Origin of the sequence: Nitrosomonas sp. Nm34 (assembly GCF_900113925.1) — a bacterium.
GTDB lineage: Bacteria > Pseudomonadota > Gammaproteobacteria > Burkholderiales > Nitrosomonadaceae > Nitrosomonas.
On the sequence record NZ_FORD01000013.1, the window covers coordinates 23,771 to 39,655 of the forward strand.

Consider the following 15,885-nt stretch of genomic DNA (forward strand, 5'->3'; position numbering starts at 1 on the left):
AGGGGCTTTTTTATTTTGACTGATAAATTATTTATACATAGATCTTTTAAACATACGATCAATTTTTTCATCAGTCTGCGCTGCGCGTGAATTGGCGTCATTGGCCGTATTGAGTGCTCTGTTTGCAATATCTTTTGCTTCGTTTGCAGTTGCTCTAGCTGCAGCAGCTTCTGATTTAGCAGAATTTGCATCTTGCTGAACAGCATTAAGCTGTGATTTTACTTCTTCGAGTTGCCCTGTTGTTGCACAGCCAGATAATGCAACTAGAGCGCTTAGGGTTGTTACAGTAAATACATATTTAATTTTCTTATTCATCTTCATCTCCATACTGTTATTTGATTAAGACAAAACTTTAAATTCTCAACACAAGTTGTCTATTCACGTGCAGATTCAAAACCTATGACAACATCGCGATGCTACCTGATTTCTTTAACAATATAAAGACAATATAAAGCGTGAATGTATCATATTTACCACACTTTAATAATATTGAATTAAAAGTATAATTTAGCCAGATAAAGGTTTAACTATTAAATTGAATTTATACCAGCATATTTAACGTACAAGTACTGCCAAGGCAGGAATTAATACTTATTCATCAATAATTTAAAAAATAAATTTTAGCCGTAGCGGGATAGAGGTAATGCATTAAAGCAACCAAGTTCTATTACAAACTAATACTAAAGAATTACAAATGGATCAATAATAATGCATTTGTATACATTCTATATAGATATCCCATTTCTAAAACGAAACAGATTTTGTCTGCTTTCCTTGCTGTATTGGTTATATTTTGCCTGCAACTCGCTTTTGTATCATTTTTGATTTGGAAATAGAATTACCTCCAAAGGATACTATAAATTAAGTCCATCACGGCACATGCGCTAACTACAAAAATGACATTGCGTTTGAAATAGAATAGCGCAATGCTGCAACGAATGTAATCAGTGCAGCAGGCTATTCGAATGATGAGATAAACCTTGCGGCCATAAACCATGATAGGTAAAGAACAGGGCTAGATTGAAAATGACGCCTGCCACGGCGGTAGTAATGGCGGTCAATGGGGCAGAAAATTTAAGGTTGCCGTGGGTAGTTTCGGCTAACGGCCCACCGACCAGTATGAATAAAAAGGAGGGTAAGAAGGTAAACCAGGTTACTGTCATGGCCGCTGTAGCCCCCGCCAGGAAAGCAAGGTCGACACCAAACAATGTATTAGTATAGCTACCAATAAAGCCGACAAACGCAACGAGCAACGACCATAATGAGTAGACCAGGGGGCGTTTACCGAGCGCCAGGCCATCGATCATTTGAGCAGCATTCAACCATCCTTAGTATTCGACTGCGCCTTGATAGACATAAGGCAGGACAGCATAAGCGCCACTGAATGGACTGTCAGGAAGGCTGCTTGGTAAAGAACCAGCCCATCTGAGTCAGCGTGCCAAGCCAGCCAAATTGACTGACGAGTAATGCCATCGGCTCACTCCATAGCAAGCAAGGGTACAGACAGTGATGACAGTAATCAGACGTGACCAGCGGAAATGGGTGTGCTCGGGCAGGAGATTGGTATCATCGATGATAGCAGGGCCGTATGATCGAGCAAGCTTACCATGGTTTGTGCTCCCTATAAACTGAGCGGGTGTGATATGCCCCCGATATAGCCGATCAGCGCGGCAACGAACAGAATTGCCGGGAATGGTACCTGAAAAATTGCCATGGCGACAAAGGAAGCAGCCGCAATAACCCATAATCCTGGATTCCTGAGGATACACAATTCGATCCGGCAGGCCGCTTGCAGAATGATAGCAGTTACTACCGGTTTGATCCCATAAAACAGCCCGACCACGAGAGAGGTATAACCAAACGCGATGTAGAACCAGGATAAGACAATCAGGGTGAGGAGCGAAGGTAATACAAATAATACGCCCGCGACGACATCTTCCCAAGTTCGATGCATGAGCCAACCGATATAGGTTGCGAGCTGTTGGGCTTCCGGGCCGGGTAATACCATGCAGTAATTGAGTGCGTGCAGAAAACGCCTTTCACTGATCCAGCCCAGTTTAAATCAGAACAGTCAGGCTTCACGCAAGCTGATCTGGTCAGGTAACGCATTTTTGTCAGAAGTAGCCACCATTCGCCTGATTTTCTATCAATGATGGTTAATTATGATGAGCGGGGTGGTTTTCAGCTTTGGCGGGGAGCTCAGTCGTCCGGATCTGATAGGCGGCATGGCAAGTGATACAGTGCTGCATGGTATGACTTAATTGGATCAGGGTATGCTTGGGGTTTTTCAAAGTTTCTGCATCGGCAGCAATCTGATCAAAACTTTGATGTACCGACATGCCAAGCTGCATGAAATTCTCCGGTAGCACAGAACGCAAATGATCCTCTCCCTTATGCGTCATCTCCTTGCCCAGCATACGTGCATGGCGAGCGACTGCCATCATATCCTCTTCCGAAAGTGCGTAGAGTATCTGCTGCGCCCCCTGCAGCAAGGCACGCATTTCAGTCAGAATATGATTACGCTGCATTTCGTTGAGTGAGAGTATTTTGCGTTCATCGATATCCTTAGCCATGACGGTGGTCATACTCAGGCACAATGCGAGCGCATAAATCTTTTTCATTGACATCTCCTTTAAGCGAATAATCAATACGAACAAAAAATTATTGACGGGTTTTGTTGAATGGCAGCAGAGAAAGCGTGCGTTCAGACGGTCCAGGTAAAAACGGCGTTGTTTTGCCAGCTACCCAGTCAGCATGACCACTGCCGTAATAGGGAGAGAACGGATGACCGCTTTGCCCTCCGGGCATGGAAAAATAACCATGCTCTTCCTCGCCCGGTGCCACCACGAAACGCTGGGAGGCGCCAAAACTCGGTGACTGGATGCGCGGCATGTAACTATCGCCCGGTAGGGGATCACGCGGCATATCTAGCCACTGAGCGATGAATGCCGGTAGCACACGGCTTAATGGGTGCCGGATAGCCGCAGTATTCTGTTCGCCCCAGGTGCGCGCAGCGATCCCACCTGGTTGAGCTTGCATCTCGACTGCGATGCGTTGCGCACAAGATTCGAGCAGTTGATCCCAACTGGTATATTCCAGCGGTAACAGATGCAGAGGGCGTTGCACAATCAACAGCCAAATAGCGTGCTCGATCTGAGCTAATCTTGGAAATGAGAAATCCGGATAATGGCTTTGTATTTCAGCAGTAAAATTATCCAGGATGCGGCTGATGATTTCTTGACGAAACGTGCGCACTATGCGGTAGGCGACGGAGTTGACAGAGGCATGACTATCCCAGTCACGCATCGCTTCTTGCATTTCTGTGCGCCAGCTAGAGGAAGGTGCTTGATCTAATATTTGTTCAAACAGTTGCCGCCAGCGAGAAAGAAACAAGGCGCGGTCATCTAATTGAATCAAGAAAAAATCAGTGGGTGTGAAAGGCTCCATTTTCTGCAAACTATCACGGATCTGCCGGGCACGTGCACCCAGTTCATAGCCACCATCACCAAGCTGTGCCAACATGTCGCCATCGACCATGCGCGCATTACCACTCCACAAACGCTGCTCCTGTGGATTAATGATCACCGGGTATTGTGCCGCTTGGAGCCAACCTTGCCAGCTGATATTTCCTTCACTCCAGTTCGCTGGTTCGGTTGGATTGTAATGACCTCGACGTAATGGAATGCGTCCAGCAATTGTCCATGCGATATGACCGTCGCGATCACCCACAATGAAATTTTGTGCAGGCATACCTGCCTGCTGGGCAACTACAATCGCCCTGTCCACTGTTTCCACTTGTTCAAGCTCGATCAAATCCATGTTGATCGCACCTGCCTGATGGGCAGCCCAGACCAGCGCCAGCGGGATGCCATCATGGTCGCTTGCCAGTATTGGCCCCCATTCGGTTTCACGAACCTCAATTGTTTCATCCGGTGCGCCACGCACACGCAGCGTTTCACGGTGGACCGAAATCGATTTCCAGTCCTTGGCACTACGGTAACGCGATGGATCGGTCGGATCAATCATGACTCGGACCCAATCAGCCGTGTCGCCATAGCTGTTGGTAAAACTCCAGGCTATATGGCGATTGGAACCTACCACAATCGCAGGTGTGCCGGGCAAACTCACGCCAATGGTATCAATGAAGCTCTCAGGCCGTTGCGAGTGCGGATAAATGATGCGTGTACGAAACCATAAATTAGGTGTGCGTAACGTGAGGTGCATATCATTGGCTATCAGCGCAGCACCCCCCGCTAGTGAGCCGGCTACTGCGAAACTGTTGCTACCCGGCGCTTCATCATGATGATCATTTCGATGATGCGGTAGATTGTGTTTCAGGCTGGTACCACTTTTTCGTAAATTGAATACTTCACTGGAAGGCAGCTGGGGCCACTCAAAAGGCACGCCGGTCAGCGGAGCATCCCATTCCCCCCCAGGTGCGGTTAAGAATTGGTAAACTGTCTCAGGTAAACCCGCGCGCAAAGTGGAAAGTTGGAGTTCGCGCTGAAAGATCGGTTCTTGCAAAGTAAAATACATCGATATCACCACCAGTAAGGTATCTTCGCTATGCCAGGGGTGAGGTTGGATGCGTGTCAGTAGATAAGGGAACGGGCGTACCGCCAGTTTATTCAGCCCTTCATTTACGCCATCACGATAAGCATCAATCAATTCACGTTGTCTTTCAGGTAGCTCGGACAACATGGCTGTAGCACGGGCGCGCATACGATGTCCCCGTGCTTTACGATCGGCTGGCAGTGCTGCCGCACCAAATAATTCAGCCAGCTCTCCAGCAGCACTACGACGCATGAGATCCATTTCCAAAAAACGCTCTTGTGCATGAACATAACCAAGTGCCCTGGCGAGATCAAGGCGATCCTGCGCATGTAACGTTACACTTCCCAACGCATCCCGCTCGATGACTACCGGTGCGGAAAGACCAGAAATAGGTGCCTCTCCCTCATATTTTGGCAAGCTGCCTTGTAATAGTAGCCAGCATGTGCCTGTTAGCCCTAGCACCAGAACCAGCAGCGCGAGCAGAAACCAGTAAATCAGATTAACTTGGCGAGCCATTTTACTAACTATTTGCCAGCATTAGGAAAATTGAGACTGTGCGCATACTTGGTTTGCCAGTGCCATCGTAATGACCATCAATAAAATAATGAACCATGTTCACTTGATGAATATCATAACAGTATCGTATTTGATGCTGATGATAAAACTTATAATTTATTGAAAAAATATCAATTGATTAAATAAATTGGACCTGAGCGTATTTAATGATGCAGACGTAGTGCTGGTGTATTATATATTCTCTAATTTTTAGGCTGGCGTATTCTTCGCCAGCTGACTACTATTAACAAACCTGCTGCCAGGAGCCAGATTCCATATCGCTTGATCCATTCAGTTGGATTTTTTTGTACAAAAGTTTGTATCTCAGCGAGATCAACAATTTGTTGGCTTTCCTGGCCGTGGTCGATGGCTGTGATATGAAGTCGGAGTGCGAGTGTTTGGCGGCTCGGTGATAAAGGAGTGATTTTCCAGGACCAAAGCGTTCCACCCTGAGTGGAAATAAGCTGCGCTTGCGGCCCTGGATTGTCAATGTGAAACCCATTTCCGGCAATTTCAGCTTGCATGTGAGAGAGTACCTTGTCGCTAATACCCTGCATGGCGACACCCTGAGGGAATTTGGCTATTATGTCATTGATGCGTTTGGCTAACGCATCACTATCTAGTTGAAGCGTAATATCAAAAGGTGTGAATTGCACTACTTCTGCAGGTAATGTGACAGCCGTACTTTCAACGGGTAATTTCATCATGATGATAGGAGGAAATTGTTTTTCTCCAACCATAGCGTGCGCAAGAAAATTTAAGGTATAGGGTATGAAAAGTAGCGCTGCCAATAAGATAGGAAAGAGCAGATTAAAACTGATAGCAAATTTACGCATTATTTTTCCGGGTGAGTTCATAACTTCCAATATTATTTTAGGGATTTTATCATCTATTTTTGCAGTCAAATTTTGATTGATCGCTATGATTTAAAATCCAGAGTAGACTCTGATTTATATTATATTTGCAGGGAAACCTAATCTATGGCTGAACAAAATATTCCTTATCTCATCGCCCATCGCGGTTATCCTGCGCGCTATCCAGAGAATAGTCTTGCTGGGTTAAAGGCTGCGATGCTGGCTGGAGCATGTTTTGTCGAGATCGATATCCAGTTAAGCGCTCGCGGAACCCCTTACTTATGTCATGATGACCACCTCAGACGCTTGACAGGGAGTGATCACTGGCTAACCCAGCTTGACGATGAAGTGATTAATACACTTTCAGTGCCTTATCCGGGTTTTAATCTTACGAGCCCACCAGAAACGGAACCGTTGTCTGATTTAAACACTTTCTGTCAGCTCTTACAGGAGAGACCGAAGGTAACCGCATTTGTCGAAATAAAAGCGGAAAGTCTTGCTAAATTTGGTTTGATGGCAACAATCGATATCATTCTTGAAGTTATTTATCCTTACACCAAGCAATGTGTCTTGATTTCATTTGATTCACAAGCAGTGGCGTTTGCAAGAAAGCAAGGTGCTGAGCGGATTGGCTGGGTCATCCCTAAATGGGATCAAGGCCATGCCACTATCGCTAAGCAACTGACACCAGAATTTCTATTTTGTAACGCTAAACGTCTGCCACATAGAATCGAGAAAAGATGGCAAGGACCTTGGCAATGGGCTGTCTATACGATCAATCATAGCCGCTCCGTACTTAAGTATGCTGATGAGGGAATCCCTCTCATTGAAACCGATACCATCGGCACATTGTTACAACATCCCATACTAAAAAGAAATGCCTGTCACCCATCACTATGATATCCTTATCGTTGGCGGCGGGATTCAGGGCGCAGCAGTGGCACAGGCTGCAGCAGCACATGGCTACACTGTTATGTTGTTGGAAAAAAACGCATTGGCTGCCGCTACTTCCAGCCGCTCTAGTAAATTGATTCACGGCGGTCTACGCTATCTGGAAAATGGCCATTTTGCCCTCGTCTATGAAAGCTTACGAGAGAGAACTGACTGGCTGAGATTAGCACCTTCCCTGGTCAGATTGAGTCCATTTTATATCCCGGTTTATCGGCAAACCTCTCGCAGTACATTGGTCATGCGCGCAGGTCTCAGTTTGTATGCTTTGCTGGCTGCGGGAAGTGGCTCAGCGCATTTCCGTTCCGTTCCCCAATCGCAATGGCAGCAACTAGACGGCCTGACAACGAAGGGATTAAAGCATGTTTTTCAATATTGGGATGCACAGACTGATGATCGGCTTTTAACACAAGCGCTGATGCATTCTGCGCAATCATTGGGTGCGGAATTGCAGTGTCCTGCTGAATTTATTCATGCCACTCTTTCTTCTTCAATGTGTGAAATTGAGTATCAGCAAGGGGACAGAGTCAATCACTGCAGTGCAACGGTGCTGGTGAATGCTGCCGGCCCCTGGGTTGACCAGGTGCTGCATCGGATTGACCCTCAACCACCGGCCTATCCAATTGATTTGGTGCAAGGAACCCATCTGGTACTGGAGGGGAGGCTAAACAAGGGATGTTATTATCTGGAGTCTCCTGCAGATCAAAGAGCCATCTTTGTGCTGCCATGGTATCAGCATATCCTGCTAGGGACGACCGAAACTCTATTTAATGGCGATCCGGAAGCATCGTCCCCATTAGCTACAGAAGAGACTTATTTATTGGATTGTTTTCATCATTATTTTCCAGAAAGAAATCCGGTTGTCAGAGAAAAATTTTCTGGCCTGCGCGTTCTGCCAGCAAGCCATGGCGCTCCATTTCATCGCTCGCGAGAAATTCATTTGCAGTGTGATTCTTCTCAGAAGCCACATGTCGTCAGCATCTATGGTGGTAAGCTGACAGTATGTCGGGCCACTGCACAAAAAGTGTTGCATACGATTATGCCGACTCTGCCCGATCGCATGCCCAAGGCGGATATTTCTAAATTAATGCTTGAGCTGCTGTAAGAGAGCATCGAGGTATTGCATTTCTAAACTGAAACCGACTTTGTTGGCTTCATCTTGCCATATGATGGATACTGTCTGCAGCTCACCTTTGCGTCATTTTTGATTTAGAAATGGAATAAGGAACAATGGAAATGGATAACGCTATGGTTGAATGACATGACAGTTGATAGCGAGACGAACAAGTTGAGAGCTATTTTTTAATTTTAATTTCTTCATGATGCTTGCCTGATGGACGCCAACCGTTTTGGGACTGATAGAAATCATTTCTGCAATTTGCGCTACTGAATTTCCCTCCGCTATCAGTTTAAATAACTGAAATTCACGCTTGGAAAGCACATCCAGTGGATTTTCAGAAGGTTTGCCGCTCCATTTGTCAGTCAGCAAATTAGAAGCCAATTCCTGGTCAATATAGACGCGTCCCTGACTTACCTTGCGAACCGCTTCTAGTAATTGTTCGAGGCTACTTTGCTTAGTGATGTAGCCGGTTGCTCCCATATTTAGCGCGCGTTGGACCATAATTTCATTGCTATACATGCTGAATACCAGAATATTTGCAGCTGGATTTTTTGTCTTGATACGGTGAATAGTCTCTAACCCATCTATTCCTTGACTGTCTAGATTCAGATCAATAATGGTCACATCGGGTTTATGCTCTTGATGAAGCGTACAGCCGGTTTCTCCATTATCGGCATCGGCTACTACATGGATATCTGCCGTACTTTCGAGCAGACGGCGATAGCCATTGCGTACTACTGGATGGTCATCAATTAATAAAACTGTAATTGGTTTCTCTCTCACAATTCGAGCCCCTCTACTGTTTTCAGTGGAAGCTAACGTGAATTTTATACGCTATCTACGGTAGTTTGGTGAGGTTAGTCCACTTTATTTTATAATCATATATGGCCACACCTCTAAAAATTCCTCTTTGCGGATTGCCTGCTTACCCCGTCTCGTCATGTTTAGACCTCTGAATTTTTAGAGGAGCACATATTTATTTTAATCTTTACGTTTCAAGAAGTCTTAATATCCATTTGCCAATCAAAACTGACGTTGTCGGCTTCACCTTGCCGTATTATTGATACTGCCTAAGGCTCGCTTCGCGTTATATTTGATTGGGAAATGAAATAAATAACATTGTAAATGTTGCAACTCGATAGCAAGAAACAAGCTGGAGGGAATATGCTACAGGAGATCGACAAAGTAATCATTGACTGGGATCAATTTGATCAACGCAGTGCATCGATCACTAAAGTACATCCGTTTTTCTCCTTCTATTTGAGGAATCAAGTGGAAACTTTGCGTGGATCTGTGTGCCATGGTTTGGGATGCTACGAACAAAGAACTTGCCACCTGCTGCGATTGCTCGTTCACGCATTCCCAATACTCCTAATCCATGAGGTATTTGATCAGCATCATAGCCCTTGCCATTGTCTTCCACGCTTAGTGACAAAGTATCCTCTGTGGCGGTGGCACCCGTTTTGCGATGCAAGCATACGCGCACCTGGCTAGCTTGGGCATGATTGCGCACATTATTGAGCGCTTCCTGGACAATGCGAAATATGGTGATATTAATGAGCTCGCTGAGTTTATCAAATTTGCCATCGAACACCAGTTCAAGCGTAATGTGAGGATTGTGGGAAATCCACTGTTTTTTTAGTTCAAGTAAGGCATCTTCCAGTCCTAGGGTGTCCAGTAGAATAGGGCGCAACTGACTCAGCATATCGTGCATTGCGTCATGCATTTTTTTTATGCATTCTTTAATAGCTTGAGCGCTGATGTGGATAGTTGAATCTTTTTCCGAGAAATAGGCAATCGTTTCTGTTTCCGCGTGTATAGCTGTAAGCCACTGCCCCAGTTCATCATGCAGTTCGCGCGCAAGAAGTCGTCGTTCCTCTTCCTGTATTTTGAATAGATTCTGCATCAGCCGACGGTGTCCGTGCAATAACTCTTGATTGTAGTCAACTGTTTCTTTGATAGGGTGAATATTGGTCATGACCGTGCGGCAAATGCCAGCATCTTCTATGACCAGACTTTCTAATCGTATGTGAATTACTTTACTGAGCGGTCCTTTGATCCTCAACTCAGTGACAGTATTGGTGGAGGAATTGAATGTTTGCTGCAAATGGCTGAGGAACCTGTCGTGGTCATCTTGAACAATATAGCTTGAGAAAGATTCATTCAGAAGGGATGCCCGTTCCTTACCGAGCAGGGTAGATCCGCTTAGATTGATTGCGAGGATGTTACCGGCTTTATCCAATATGAGGTAGCCTACTGGTACATTATCATAGAAAGCGGCATAACGGTCAGGCGTTTCTTTTAGCTGTTGTGCATCATTAAGCTTGCTGTTTTGCTTTTCTAATTCCAGCCGATGTATTTGCAATTCGGTGGCAAAATCTATCTTGCTGTGAATTTCGCTGGCATTTGTTTCAATGGGATCCTGACTTTTATTCATATTATTCCCCTTCCGACAATAGCATAGGGATTAAATGGGTGATTTTGTTTTGTTCTATAGTCCAGTAGCGATCTAATTTCTTTTCTTACTCAATTAGACAAGGTAATTTCAATGGAATTTCAACCTTATCCGGTATTATTCCATTTCCCCATCAAAAATGACACGAAGGCGAGCCGCAGACTATATTGAAATTGAAGAAACTTGAAGATGGGATTGTGACAGATGAGTGTGATAGCTATTCATGACTATTTAGAATTGATGAAATATAAATTGATGAAATATATTAAGGACACCTTCAAAAATTCATATTTGTGAGTATCTGCTTCGCGGATTGCCTGCTTACTCCGCTTCGCCACAGTACTTCGTTGTTGACAAAAAATATTTCCTTACCTATTAGTGATAGGCTGCGCCAACATTTTTGTTCTCGCCTTATCTTGTTTAGAACTCTGAATTTTTAGAAGTGCCCTTAAGTAAATATTTTATTTATATGCAGAATTGACTTCTCTTATGACAAAAATTTTTGATTTTGATTAAAATGCGAGGCAAGACGTTAACCGAATCAGGTGTTTGAGCTCATTCAACTGAGGAATACAAGTTGATTAATAATCGACTGTTTAGGTATCATCGCGATTAAAAGAGATTAGGAAGCGATTGATTTGACCAATTATTTGATTTGTACGATAAACTCATAGATTTATTGACTTCAGTGGGCGCATTAATTTTTTATACGGTCATCTATTTTCTTGGATATTTTGCTATTCATGGACTGAATCTGATAGCAGATCGGCGATTATTGAATCGGCGAATCGCAGGACTGATAGTTGTATTTTTTGTGGCGGTATTCCATGGCTATAAGATTATCAGCAGTCCCTTGCCAGCGGGGGAGGAGGCAGAGGTGGCAATTTATGCGCTTGGCTATTATGTCATTTTTCCTGTTGCAGTCATTGTGGGTGTTTTTTTATATCTCACGTGGCAAGAGAAAAAGGATAATGAGTCGTTATAAAAAGAACTGATAGATTTATATCATTGAATAATTCAAATTTATACAAGCTTTTTTAATACTTTGGTTTCTGATCGTGTGTGTTAAACTTTGTACATTAAAGCTCAAGATCCTTTTTGGCTAGCTATAAAATAAAATGAGTAAGATGAGTATCTAATAAAAAATGGAATACTAAATGATGATCTATCCATTGAGATTAGTAATTTGATTGATATAACATGTTAGTCGATATCGATACTCCAATTTAATTTGCTGTGATTAAATGCTTTACATGACTTCACTTCTTGCCTTATAAGCTTGAACTTTCTGTTATTCTTGATCAAATAGCATGTCCAATTTACTCGAAAGTATCATCCGCCCAGAAATTCTTGCGCTTTCTGCTTATCATATTCCTTCTGCAGAGGGTATGATAAAGCTGGATGCAATGGAGAATCCGTATACTTTGCCCTTGATTTTGCGTGAAGAAATTTCTCAATTAGCAGAAGAGGCTCATATTAATCGTTATCCTGATCCTAGTGCAGCACCACTTAAAGCGATATTAAGAGATACGCTGGCCATTCCTTCTGAAATGGCGATTATGCTGGGAAATGGATCAGACGAGATCATTCAGGTGATTGCACTTGCTACGGCTAGACCAGGAGCGGTGCTGATGGGTGTCGATCCAGGATTTGCCATGTTTCGTATTATTGCTACTTTTTGTGGCATGAATTATGTCGGTGTGCCATTAGCCGCTGATTTTTCTATTGACCTGGAGGCCATGCTTGCTGCGATTTCCCAACACCAGCCTGCCGTTATTTTTTTGGCTTATCCGAATAATCCCAGTGGTAATTTATTTGATCCTCAGGCAATCTGTCGTATTATTGAGGCTACTCCTGGCATTGTCATAGTCGATGAAGCCTATCAGGCATTTGCCGATGCAACTTTTATGGATATGCTCACTCAATATCCCAATTTATTGCTGATGCGTACCCTCTCAAAATTAGGATTGGCTGGATTAAGATTGGGATTGCTGGTTGGGCGGCCTGAATGGCTGGCGCAATTGGAAAAACTGCGTTTGCCCTATAATGTCGGAATCATGACACAATTGGTGGTGGAGAGAATACTTCAGCATTATGATATATTATTGGAGCAGGCTGCAGCCATTAAAGCTGAACGGGCTATCTTAAGAGCTCGTCTGGCAACGATGGAGGGGGTGGAAGTTTTTCCATCCGATGCAAATTTTGTTTTATTTCGTCTCAATGAGGCTAGTCGGATTTTTCAGGAACTTCAGCAACACAGGATATTAATCAAGAATCTTGATGGGTCACATCCATTGTTAAAAAATTGCCTGCGTGTCACAGTAGGTGCTTCTGATGAAAATACACTATTCTGCAAAACACTCCGCCGCATACTCGAGAAACCACTGCAATTAGCCTGATCGTCAATAACCACAAACCAGAATTTCTCTATGCGTCAAGCCCAAGTTACACGTAATACGCTGGAAACTCAAATTACTGTCGAAATGAATCTGGATGGGAGCGGTCAAGCGACACTGGATACCGGCGTACCTTTCCTTGATCATATGCTTGATCAGATCGCACGTCATGGCATGATTGATTTAACAATAAAAGCGAAAGGTGATTTACATATCGATGCTCATCATACTGTGGAAGACATTGGTATCACCTTGGGACAGGCATTAGCCCAAGCGTTCGGGAACAAAAAAGGCATACGTCGCTACGGACATGCTTATGTGCCGCTCGATGAGGCATTGTCAAGAGTAGTCATTGATCTATCGGGTCGTCCTGGTATGGCATTCCACGTTGAATTTGTTCGTGCGCGTATTGGTGAATTTGATGTGGATCTGGTACATGAGTTTTTTCAGGGTCTAGTCAATCATGCCATGATCACCTTGCACATCGATAATCTCTCAGGTAATAATGCTCACCATCAGGCAGAAACTATTTTTAAGGCATTTGGGCGCGCTTTGCGCATGGCGTTAGAAGTCGATCCGCGTGCTATTGATTTGATTCCTTCCACAAAAGGTTCTTTGTAAACTTCTTCATTTTTTCACATCAAGTATGACTGATATCGCCATTGTTGATTACGGAATGGGTAATTTACGTTCGGTATCTAAAGCGCTCGAGCATGTTGCGCCCACCGCTTCCATTGTCGTAACCAGTGACCCATCCGTTGTGCAAAAAGCGTCACGCGTTGTGGTTCCTGGTCAAGGGGCGATGCCTAATTGCATGCGTGAACTAACGGGTCATGGATTAAAGGATGCTGTGCTGGAAGCAGCCAGGAATAAACCTTTTCTTGGCATCTGCCTGGGTTTGCAAATGTTATTTGATGAAAGTGAAGAAGGAAATGTAAAAGGCTTAGGGATCTTACCTGGGAAAGTGCGTCATTTCTCGCATGATGCGATGATAGATTCTGATAAAAATAAGCTCAAAATTCCTCACATGGGCTGGAATCAGGTGCATCAAACCACCCAGCATGCATTGTGGAAGGGTATTGCCAATGATGCGCGCTTTTATTTTGTGCATAGCTATTATGTAGAACCAGTTAACTCGGAAATAACAGCTGCTTATACGCTTTATCCAACTCCATTTACCTGTGCCATCGCTAAGGACAACATTTTTGCTGTTCAATTTCATCCGGAAAAGAGCCAGTTGGCAGGTTTGACGTTATTAAGTAATTTTACCAAGTGGGAGCCGCATTTAAATCGTTAGTACCATCTAATCTAATTTATATTACTTATGGTTTTTTTCAGTCCGCTATTTTTATTCTTAATTATTTATCCAGATAACATATGCTGATTATTCCTGCAATAGATATTAAAGATGGGCAATGCGTACGTCTTAAACAAGGAGTCATGGATGACGCAACCGTATTCTCTGAAAACCCTGAGGATATGGCTCGGCACTGGTTGGAACAAGGCGCACGTCGATTACATTTAGTTGATTTAAATGGTGCCTTTGCCGGCAAGCCGAAGAATGAATCAGTTATTCGTGCTATTGTTAAGGCAATTGATGGAAGCATTCCGATCCAGCTCGGTGGGGGAATTCGTGATCTGGAAACCATCGAGCGTTATTTGGATAATGGCATTAGCTATATCATTATTGGAACAGCTGCGGTAAAAATACCCGGGTTTTTGCATGATGCGTGCTATGCTTTCCCTGGTCAGATTATGGTAGGTCTTGACGCTAAGGAGGGTAAAGTGGCAGTGGATGGCTGGTCCAAAGTGACTGGCCATGATGTTGTCGACCTGGCGAAAAAGTTTGAAGATTATGGGGTTGAGGCGATTATTTATACTGACATCGGTCGTGACGGCATGCTGGCTGGTATCAATATCGAGGCAACAATAGCATTGGCGCGGAAACTGACTGTTCCGGTAGTCGCCAGCGGTGGCATTACCAATCTGGATGATATTAAAACACTTTGTGAAATTGAGTCAGAAGGCATCATGGGGGCGATTACTGGCCGTGCTATCTATGAAGGTACGCTGGATTTTAAAAAGGCACAACTACTGGCTGATGAACTAAGTGCAATGGTTTGATAAAAATAACATGATGTCGTGAATGGAATTCAGGCCTGTTCACATATTTCCTTCCTCTTCTTATTTGATATTATAAAGGTCTCCGGATTCATGGGTCTTGCCAAACGAATTATTCCGTGTCTTGATGTCAATAATGGACGTGTTGTCAAGGGAGTTAATTTTATTTCACTCCGGGACGCAGGTGATCCTGTGGAAATAGCGCGCCGCTATGATGAGCAGGGCGCTGATGAGCTTGTTTTTCTGGATATTACCGCCAGTTCTGATAATCGCGATTTGATTCTGCATATTGTAGAAGAGGTGGCAGCCCAGGTCTTCATTCCACTTACTGTCGGTGGAGGAGTACGTAAAGTGGAGGATGTCCGTCGACTGTTAAATGCAGGCGCTGACAAGGTAAGCGTCAATACTTCTGCGGTGCTCAATCCGCAATTGGTAGCAGATGCGGCAAGTCATTACGGCTCCCAATGCATCGTGGTTGCGATAGATGCCAAACATGTCATGAATGATCAACACTCCAGTCCCCGTTGGGAGGTATTTACTCATGGCGGTCGTAACGCAACAGGGCTTGATGCGATTGAATGGGCTAAAAAAATGCAGACACTCGGTGCAGGTGAAATTTTACTAACCAGTATGGACAGAGACGGCACACGCCATGGATTTGATCTGGCCCTGACTCACGCCATTTCAGACGCAATCGATTTGCCGGTAATTGCGAGTGGTGGGGTAGGTGGTCTGGATCACCTCGTTGAGGGGATTCTACAAGGACATGCGGATGCAGTACTGGCGGCCAGCATTTTTCATTATGGTCAGCATACGATCCAGGAAGCCAAGCAATATTTGGCAAAGCATGGAATTGAAGTACGTTTGTAATACACAAACAAT

General features: G+C 44.2%; 14 protein-coding genes and 1 pseudogene. 8 read left to right on the forward strand and 7 right to left on the reverse strand.

The features are described 5' to 3' along the window. Window positions 1–27: 27 nt before the first annotated feature. The 5 genes and pseudogenes from BM283_RS07455 to BM283_RS07475 form a co-directional block, all read right to left on the reverse strand. Window positions 28–315, reverse strand: a complete 288-nt coding sequence (locus BM283_RS07455; RefSeq protein ID WP_090691573.1) for an Lpp/OprI family alanine-zipper lipoprotein — start codon at window positions 313–315, stop codon at window positions 28–30. A 523-nt stretch (window positions 316–838) separates the two neighbouring features. After that, window positions 839–2,071 (reverse strand): annotated as a pseudogene (locus BM283_RS20525) (chromate transporter). Window positions 2,072–2,156: 85 nt separating this feature from the next. Further along, entirely contained in the window at window positions 2,157–2,621 is a 465-nt protein-coding gene (locus BM283_RS07465; protein ID WP_090691575.1) for a hypothetical protein, read from the reverse strand. 40 nt (window positions 2,622–2,661) lie between these two features. Then, window positions 2,662–5,070, reverse strand: coding sequence for a penicillin acylase family protein (locus tag BM283_RS07470; RefSeq protein ID WP_090691577.1), 2,409 nt, complete (start codon window positions 5,068–5,070; stop codon window positions 2,662–2,664). Window positions 5,071–5,312: 242 nt separating this feature from the next. Next, complete coding sequence (locus BM283_RS07475) at window positions 5,313–5,945, reverse strand: hypothetical protein (protein ID WP_090691579.1); 633 nt, start codon at window positions 5,943–5,945, stop codon at window positions 5,313–5,315. Between the two features lie 144 nt (window positions 5,946–6,089). Between BM283_RS07475 and BM283_RS07480 the strand changes: the two genes are divergently transcribed. After that, the gene (locus BM283_RS07480; RefSeq protein WP_090691580.1) at window positions 6,090–6,863 is read left to right on the forward strand and encodes a glycerophosphodiester phosphodiesterase family protein; all 774 of its coding nucleotides are present in this window, start codon (window positions 6,090–6,092) and stop codon (window positions 6,861–6,863) included. Next, the gene (locus tag BM283_RS07485) at window positions 6,841–8,016 is read left to right on the forward strand and encodes an FAD-dependent oxidoreductase (RefSeq protein ID WP_090691581.1); all 1,176 of its coding nucleotides are present in this window, start codon (window positions 6,841–6,843) and stop codon (window positions 8,014–8,016) included. The genes BM283_RS07480 and BM283_RS07485 overlap by 23 nt, the downstream gene beginning before the upstream one ends. Before the next feature lie 141 nt (window positions 8,017–8,157). Here the strand turns inward: BM283_RS07485 and BM283_RS07490 are convergent, their stop codons facing one another. Beyond that, complete coding sequence (locus tag BM283_RS07490) at window positions 8,158–8,814, reverse strand: response regulator (protein ID WP_090691582.1); 657 nt, start codon at window positions 8,812–8,814, stop codon at window positions 8,158–8,160. 448 nt (window positions 8,815–9,262) lie between these two features. Next, window positions 9,263–10,468, reverse strand: coding sequence for an ATP-binding protein (locus BM283_RS07495; RefSeq protein ID WP_090691584.1), 1,206 nt, complete (start codon window positions 10,466–10,468; stop codon window positions 9,263–9,265). A 673-nt stretch (window positions 10,469–11,141) separates the two neighbouring features. Here BM283_RS07495 and BM283_RS07500 point away from each other — a divergent pair. From BM283_RS07500 to hisF, 6 genes are all read left to right on the forward strand, one after another. After that, the gene (locus BM283_RS07500) at window positions 11,142–11,471 is read left to right on the forward strand and encodes a hypothetical protein (RefSeq protein ID WP_254776271.1); all 330 of its coding nucleotides are present in this window, start codon (window positions 11,142–11,144) and stop codon (window positions 11,469–11,471) included. Between the two features lie 325 nt (window positions 11,472–11,796). After that, window positions 11,797–12,885 (forward strand): histidinol-phosphate transaminase, encoded by a 1,089-nt coding sequence (hisC, locus tag BM283_RS07505; protein WP_090691586.1) that lies wholly within the window; start codon window positions 11,797–11,799, stop codon window positions 12,883–12,885. A 30-nt stretch (window positions 12,886–12,915) separates the two neighbouring features. Further along, window positions 12,916–13,503, forward strand: a complete 588-nt coding sequence (hisB, locus tag BM283_RS07510; protein ID WP_090691587.1) for an imidazoleglycerol-phosphate dehydratase HisB — start codon at window positions 12,916–12,918, stop codon at window positions 13,501–13,503. Window positions 13,504–13,528: 25 nt separating this feature from the next. Beyond that, window positions 13,529–14,179 carry an imidazole glycerol phosphate synthase subunit HisH gene (hisH, locus tag BM283_RS07515; RefSeq protein ID WP_090691589.1) on the forward strand — a complete coding sequence of 217 codons (651 nt, stop codon included), beginning with the start codon at window positions 13,529–13,531 and terminating at the stop codon, window positions 14,177–14,179. Window positions 14,180–14,259: 80 nt separating this feature from the next. Next, entirely contained in the window at window positions 14,260–15,006 is a 747-nt protein-coding gene (gene hisA, locus BM283_RS07520) for a 1-(5-phosphoribosyl)-5-[(5-phosphoribosylamino)methylideneamino]imidazole-4-carboxamide isomerase (protein WP_046851213.1), read from the forward strand. Between the two features lie 90 nt (window positions 15,007–15,096). Continuing rightward, window positions 15,097–15,873 carry an imidazole glycerol phosphate synthase subunit HisF gene (gene hisF / locus BM283_RS07525; protein WP_090691592.1) on the forward strand — a complete coding sequence of 259 codons (777 nt, stop codon included), beginning with the start codon at window positions 15,097–15,099 and terminating at the stop codon, window positions 15,871–15,873. Window positions 15,874–15,885: the final 12 nt, after the last annotated feature.

Bases quoted from the DNA above. Each gene is read 5' to 3' on its own strand.
- hisB (WP_090691587.1), top strand. From the start codon at position 12,916: ATGCGTCAAGCCCAAGTTACACGTAATACGCTGGAAACTCAAATTACT.
- BM283_RS07480 (WP_090691580.1), top strand. From the start codon at position 6,090: ATGGCTGAACAAAATATTCCTTATCTCATCGCCCATCGCGGTTATCCT.
- BM283_RS07465 (WP_090691575.1), bottom strand. From the start codon at position 2,621: ATGAAAAAGATTTATGCGCTCGCATTGTGCCTGAGTATGACCACCGTC.
- hisH (WP_090691589.1), top strand. From the start codon at position 13,529: ATGACTGATATCGCCATTGTTGATTACGGAATGGGTAATTTACGTTCG.
- BM283_RS07470 (WP_090691577.1), bottom strand. From the start codon at position 5,070: ATGGCTCGCCAAGTTAATCTGATTTACTGGTTTCTGCTCGCGCTGCTG.
- hisC (WP_090691586.1), top strand. From the start codon at position 11,797: ATGTCCAATTTACTCGAAAGTATCATCCGCCCAGAAATTCTTGCGCTT.
- BM283_RS07495 (WP_090691584.1), bottom strand. From the start codon at position 10,468: ATGAATAAAAGTCAGGATCCCATTGAAACAAATGCCAGCGAAATTCAC.
- hisA (WP_046851213.1), top strand. From the start codon at position 14,260: ATGCTGATTATTCCTGCAATAGATATTAAAGATGGGCAATGCGTACGT.
- BM283_RS07475 (WP_090691579.1), bottom strand. From the start codon at position 5,945: ATGCGTAAATTTGCTATCAGTTTTAATCTGCTCTTTCCTATCTTATTG.
- hisF (WP_090691592.1), top strand. From the start codon at position 15,097: ATGGGTCTTGCCAAACGAATTATTCCGTGTCTTGATGTCAATAATGGA.
- BM283_RS07455 (WP_090691573.1), bottom strand. From the start codon at position 315: ATGAATAAGAAAATTAAATATGTATTTACTGTAACAACCCTAAGCGCT.
- BM283_RS07485 (WP_090691581.1), top strand. From the start codon at position 6,841: ATGCCTGTCACCCATCACTATGATATCCTTATCGTTGGCGGCGGGATT.